Consider the following 5,700-nt stretch of genomic DNA (forward strand, 5'->3'; position numbering starts at 1 on the left):
GAAGATCCATGCCACCGCCACGAACGCCAGCGCCGCAAGCACCGCGTAGCCGACGCCTGTGAACTTCACCATCACCAGCAACGCCAGAGACGCGGACCACGCCGCCAGACGCATGAAGGAAGCACGCTGCATCAGGAGCACAGCCGCGGCACACGCCACAACGCAGTACGACGACAATCGACCATCGACATACGTCCCGGTCATCTGGCACACGCTGACCGGGTTGAACGCTGCGATGCCAGCGAGAGCCAAAGCCGTTCCGCCTCGCAACCTCACTGCCAACAGTGCGGCGAGCGCGAGAAAGAACGCGCCGCCGATCGCGGTGAAGTTGAAGAACTTCATCGCTTCGATTCGCCCCGACAGAGACACAAGAGGGCAGCCCGACAGCTCTGCCCCCAGCGCGTAGTGATTTAGTCATTGCCACTGCGGTGTTTGCGCCGGCGTCAGAGCGGACTCCCACGGATTCCAGCCCGCCTCAATCTGAAGCACCGCCTCTTGGTGATATTCCTGACCGTCCCACGTCGTGTCAACGAACCACAGGGCACCTGCGCCTGCCATGGCGGACATTGCGACAAGCAACAACAGGCATACCGCCCCGCGTCGACGGGAGAGCGTCCCCGCCGAACGCAGCACAGAGACGACGCCCAATACCGCAGCGAGAGCACCGGCAAAGAGGGCCCATACGCTCGGCCCACCTCCGAAGGCGAGCTGAGCCACGACAACGGCAGTCGTGACGAACTCGAACAACACTAGTCCGGTCCCGACCGCTTCCGCGATCCCCCTGACAGCCGTGCGCCGCTCCGCCGACGATGATATCGCTATGTGGTCTGCCGTAGAGAAGCGAAACAACGCTCGCGCCGCATTGCAACCGCCTCGGATCTTCGCGCTACCGTTCATCGCGCTCGCCTTGCATCCCGCAACCCCTGCCGGAAGAACACCCTCTCGGCGAATACAGCCCTTGCGCATGAGCCAGTCGCGTTCGCCAGCAAGGTCCAACGCCACGGCAATCCGTCAACCGCGGACCGCCCGCGGAACACATCCCTTCGCCCGTCATGCCGGCGCCTCTTCACCGCAGGCGACTCCACAACGCCGTCCACGCCGCCGGCGCCGCTCAGCTCGACTCCAGATCAGCTCTGTTCTCATGCGTTTGACAACGCCTATCAACGGCGACGCTTCGCGATCGCACGCCGCGACGTGGAAGCTGGCGAAGCCCCTGACCGCGCGGGACGAGAATCGACGAATGCGGCCGAGCCTCGTCAGGAGCGGGCAGACGCCGCAGAAGGTGGTCCTCTGCGCACGCGTCGGGCCGGGCGGGGCGGCCTGACGACTCTCCTCGCGCCGCTCAACGTCCGCGACGGGACGATCATACGGGGCTGCGAAGCGCGCCACTAGCACCCCGATTGCGTCGCCTTCTTCGCCGCGATCGGCCGCGCCACGCCGCAGCGCCCCAAGGCGCGCCTCGTCCTCGACAACTGCGGCGTCCACAAGCGCCCGGCGACGCTCGAACGGCTTGAGAGCTGCCCCCGGCTCCAAATCCACTCCGTCGAAAGCCGAGCCTCGGGGCTCAACCTCGTCGAACGTTGGTTCGCCGACATTGTCCGCAAACGGATCCACCGCGGAACGTCCACTGTCGTTCCCCGGCTGATCCGCGCCATCGACGCCTACATCCTCACGCGCAACAGAGACCTCACTTCCTTCATCTGGGCCGCGGCCGCCACCGCCGTCCTTCGCAATGTCAACCGTTGCAGAACGATGAAGGACGCGGAACACTAGCGATCGTCCCCCGCGGGACGCGCCTCTGACATCAACGCACGGCGCGCCGCCCGCAGCGCGGAAAAGCGCAACGGCAGAAACGACGCGACGAGATAGACGGCCGGCTTGGCGCGAAGACCGCCCCGTCTCAACGCGTCCGCGAGCTTGCGCCTGGCCGCGCGTCTGCGTCCCGCCTCCAGATCGGCGTACGCCTGAACAACCCGCCGACGAACAACTTCCCTCGCAATCAACCGAGCCGTTTCCGAGCGCGGCTCGAGGCCGTCGAGACCAACGAGCCGTTCAAGCGCCTCGACCTCGCCGTCCAGCATCGCCTCTCGGTCGGCCGACAGCCCCGACGCGTCGCGCCGATATCGCGCGACCGGCCGATCGGCGAAGGCGAAGGCGCGCCGGCCGCGGGCACGCCACGCGAGGCGCAGCCAGAGGTGATAGTCCTCGCAGCGCCGCATCTCCTCCGGAAAGCCGCCGACGTCCAGCAGCGCCTCGCGCCGCGCGATCACGGTGGACGTCAGGACGAAGTTCCCCAGAACCAGCCGTTGGAACAAGTCCCCGCCGGCCGCCAGAGGATCGCCGCCCAAGAGGCGCGTGCCCTCGAGGGCTGCGTCTCCCGTCCAAAGGGCGTCGCCCGAAACGAGGACGAGGTCCCGGTTCGCGGCGAACATCTCGAGACGAGCAGCGAGGCCACCCGGAAGCCAGACGTCGTCGGAATCGAGAAAGGCGACGAGCGCGCCGCGCGCCGCCGCAATGCCGGCGTTGCGCGCCCTCGACGGCCCCCCCGCCTCAGGAAACGAGATCACGCGCACCCGCGGGTCGATCGCCGCAGCGGCGCCGCTCCCGTCGCTCGATCCGTCATCCACAACGACCACTTCCACCGGGGATGGACTCTGACTCAGCGCCGACGCGACGGCCGAAGCGACAACGCCGGCACGGTCGCGGACCGGCACGACCACACTGACCTCGGCCGCGCTCACGGGACGTCCCGTCCAGACCGCCCGGCAATCCGACGCCTCACTGCCGCACAAACCGGAAGCAGCCGCAGCCGTAGTCCTGACGTTCGGCCGCCGCCTCCGCCCCGCGAAGAAGCCCGCCGTCCCGCGGATCGTCAGGCACGAGCGCGAACTCCTTCAGTTGCAGGCAAGGAAACATCCCGCTCACCTGCCCGAGAGAGTAGATCCGGTGCGCATTGAAGCGGACGCGCGGCCTCCCGACGGGCACGACGAGAAGCAGCTGCCCGTTCGCCGCCAACACTCGTCCGAGTTCCTCCGCCGCCCGCGAATCGCCGTCCGGATCGAGGGAATCGCCGTAGCGCCCGAGTCCGACGTGTTCAAGAACATGCATGCAGGAGAGCGACTCGATCGAGCGGTCCGCGAACGGCAGACGCTGCAGGTCGGCCGCGCCGCAGCGCAGCCCGTCCAACTCAAGCTCCGCCGGCCTCACGTCGTAGAACTCCATCGGCACGAACGCCGAGGCGAGCGCGGCGAAGTAGAGGCTGGAGCCGATGTCCACGTGCCGTCCTGGGCGCGTCGCTGCAAGGACGCGGGCGGCCCACGCCGTGTGGTAGACGTAGTGCCGGTCGAAGCCGGTCGTTGCCGTGCGGTCGGCAAGGCACGGGAACCGGTCGTCCCACGACACGGAGAAGCGGGCCGGACGCGCCGCCGAGGCGGCCGCGAACGCCTCGAACTCGCGACGGAAGCGCCGCGCGTCACGAAGTTCGTGCGCCACGCGCCGCAGCCGCGCCGTCAGGCCGAACATCTTCATCGCCGGCGCCACGACGGTCTTCGGCGCGCGCTGAACGGCCAGAGCCCGCTCATCGCAAAGCCTCGTCGTCGGGGCGTTCCGCCCAAGCAGTGGGGACGTAGCAGACGGCGTGCGTCCAACCGAGGTTGCTGCGCGAGATCATGGCCCCCTGCTCGACGCGCAACCGCCCCGCGTCCGGCCAATGGTCGGAGTCGTTTCCATGACCGTCGCCGACCCAGTACGTCACGAGGTACTCGCCGGGATACAACGGCAGATGATCCAGCGTCATCTCGACCCGCCGCGCGCCGCTCCAGCCGCGGAGCGTGAACCCGGCGTCGACGCTGACGAAGTGGAGCACCGGCACGCCGGTGATCGTGCGGACGCCGACCGAGAGCACGGTATCGCGGGCGACCGCTTCGGACCGGAGGTCGAAGACGATTTTCAGTTCGTCCCCCATCAGGAACGTCGAGCGCGGCGTTCCACCGGCGTCGTACATCCCCGCACGAACGATCCGCTCCGGTCCGGCACCCTGCCTGTCGGCCACGTCGGCCGCTTGGAGGACCGCCGCGGAAGAAGCGCCGAGCGCGGCGTACTGCGCCACAACGGCCGCGGACGGACCGTCGGCCACGACCCGTCCGTGATCAAGCAGCACTGCGCGCGAGCAGAGCGCCCCCACGGCGCCCATGTTGTGGCTCACGAAGAGAATCGTGCGCCCGCCGCGCGCGACGTCGCTCATCTTGCCCAGGCACTTTGCCTGGAACTCCGAGTCGCCGACCGCCAGCACTTCGTCCACGAGCAGGATCTCCGGCTCGAGATGCGCGGCAACGGCGAAGCCGAGCCGCACGTACATCCCGCTGGAGTAGCGCTTGACCGGAGTGTCGAGGAACCGCTCGATTTCGGCGAAGGCGACGATCTCGTCGAACTTGGCCTTGATCTCGGCGCGGCGCATGCCGAGGATCGCGCCGCTGAGGTAGATGTTCTCGCGGCCGGTCAGCTCGGAGTGGAATCCGGTCCCGACCTCGAGCAACGAGCCGACCCGTCCCCGCAGTTCCACCTCGCCGCAGGTCGGCCCCACGACGCGGGAGAGGATCTTGAGCAGCGTGCTCTTGCCGGCGCCGTTGCGGCCGATGACGCCGACGACCTCCCCCGGCTGGATCTCCAGATCGACGTCGCGCAGCGCCCAGAGATCGCGGGCCGCGACGCGCGCGCCGCCGTCGCGGGCGAAGAGCCCGGCCAGCGACTCACGCAGCGTGACGTACTGCGCAGCGCCGCCGCCGAGACGGTACCGCTTGCCGAGGCCGCGGATCGCGATCGCCGGCGCGCCCATCAGAGGACGTCCGCCAGGCGCCGCTCGACGCGGTTGAAGAAGTACAGCCCCGAGGCCGCGACGAGCGCCGTCGCCGCGAGCGACCACGCGAACTCCGGCCACGGGAACGGCCGGCCGAGCAGCGCGGCGCGGTGGGCCTCGATCAGCCCGGTCATCGGGTTCGCGGCGAGGAGGGGGCGCAGCCGCCCCGTCGCCATGCTGTAGGGATAGACGACCGGCGAGGCGAACATCCAGATCTGCACGACGAACGGCAGCGCGTGGCGCACGTCGCGGTATTGGGCGTTGAGCGCCGCGAACCACGCCCCGACGCCGAACGCGAGCAGGCCGACGGCGATCGTCAGCAGCGGGAGGAGCAGCAGCCCGAGTCCGGGAAAAGTCCCCTGCCAGGCCATCAGCGCGAAGAGCAGCGGGTAGGCGACGACCAAATCGACGACCCCGGCGAGGACCGGCGACGCGGGCACGAAGACGCGAGGGAAGTAGACCTTAGTCACGATGTGCGACTGCCCGACGAGGCTGTTTCCGGCGCCGGCGACCGCGTTGGCGAAGAAGGTCCACGGAACCAGCGCGACGTAGCAGAACGACGCGTACGGTATGCCGTCCGAAGGGAGCTTGGCGACCCGACCGAAGACGACGGCGAAGACGAGCATCGCGGCCAGCGGCTGCAGCACAGCCCACGCGGCGCCGAGGGCCGCCTGCGCGTAGCGGACCTTCACGTCCCGCCAAACGAGGAACGCCAGCAGCTCCCGGCCGCGCCACGCCTCGCGCAGCGCGTCGCGGAGACGCGGCCCGCGCGGCCCGATTCGCAGCAGCACCGCCATTCGCCGGTCGCCCCCAATCGTCCGCGTCTCGACGAACTTCGCGAGCGC

Annotated in this window: 6 protein-coding genes; all 6 read right to left on the minus strand. The window is 69.0% G+C overall.

The annotated features are described in order from the left end of the window. On the minus strand, window positions 1–342 hold a 342-nt coding region (locus LLG88_10945; protein MCE5247418.1), incomplete at its 3' end, for a hypothetical protein. Between the two features lie 72 nt (window positions 343–414). Further along, a complete protein-coding gene (locus LLG88_10950; GenBank protein ID MCE5247419.1) occupies window positions 415–747 on the minus strand; it encodes a hypothetical protein in 333 nt (110 codons plus the stop codon). Between the two features lie 1,022 nt (window positions 748–1,769). After that, window positions 1,770–2,741 carry a glycosyltransferase family 2 protein gene (locus LLG88_10955; GenBank protein ID MCE5247420.1) on the minus strand — a complete coding sequence of 324 codons (972 nt, stop codon included), beginning with the start codon at window positions 2,739–2,741 and terminating at the stop codon, window positions 1,770–1,772. 37 nt (window positions 2,742–2,778) lie between these two features. Further along, complete coding sequence (locus LLG88_10960) at window positions 2,779–3,528, minus strand: DUF268 domain-containing protein (protein MCE5247421.1); 750 nt, start codon at window positions 3,526–3,528, stop codon at window positions 2,779–2,781. Between the two features lie 49 nt (window positions 3,529–3,577). Beyond that, window positions 3,578–4,834: an ABC transporter ATP-binding protein gene (locus LLG88_10965; GenBank protein ID MCE5247422.1), complete on the minus strand. Its 1,257-nt coding sequence runs from the start codon at window positions 4,832–4,834 to the stop codon at window positions 3,578–3,580. Next, window positions 4,834–5,652: an ABC transporter permease gene (locus LLG88_10970; protein ID MCE5247423.1), complete on the minus strand. Its 819-nt coding sequence runs from the start codon at window positions 5,650–5,652 to the stop codon at window positions 4,834–4,836. Before LLG88_10970 ends, LLG88_10965 begins: the two co-directional genes overlap by 1 nt. Window positions 5,653–5,700: the final 48 nt, after the last annotated feature.

The sequence above is a fragment of the bacterium genome, assembly GCA_021372775.1.
GTDB lineage: Bacteria > Acidobacteriota > Polarisedimenticolia > J045 > J045 > JAJFTU01.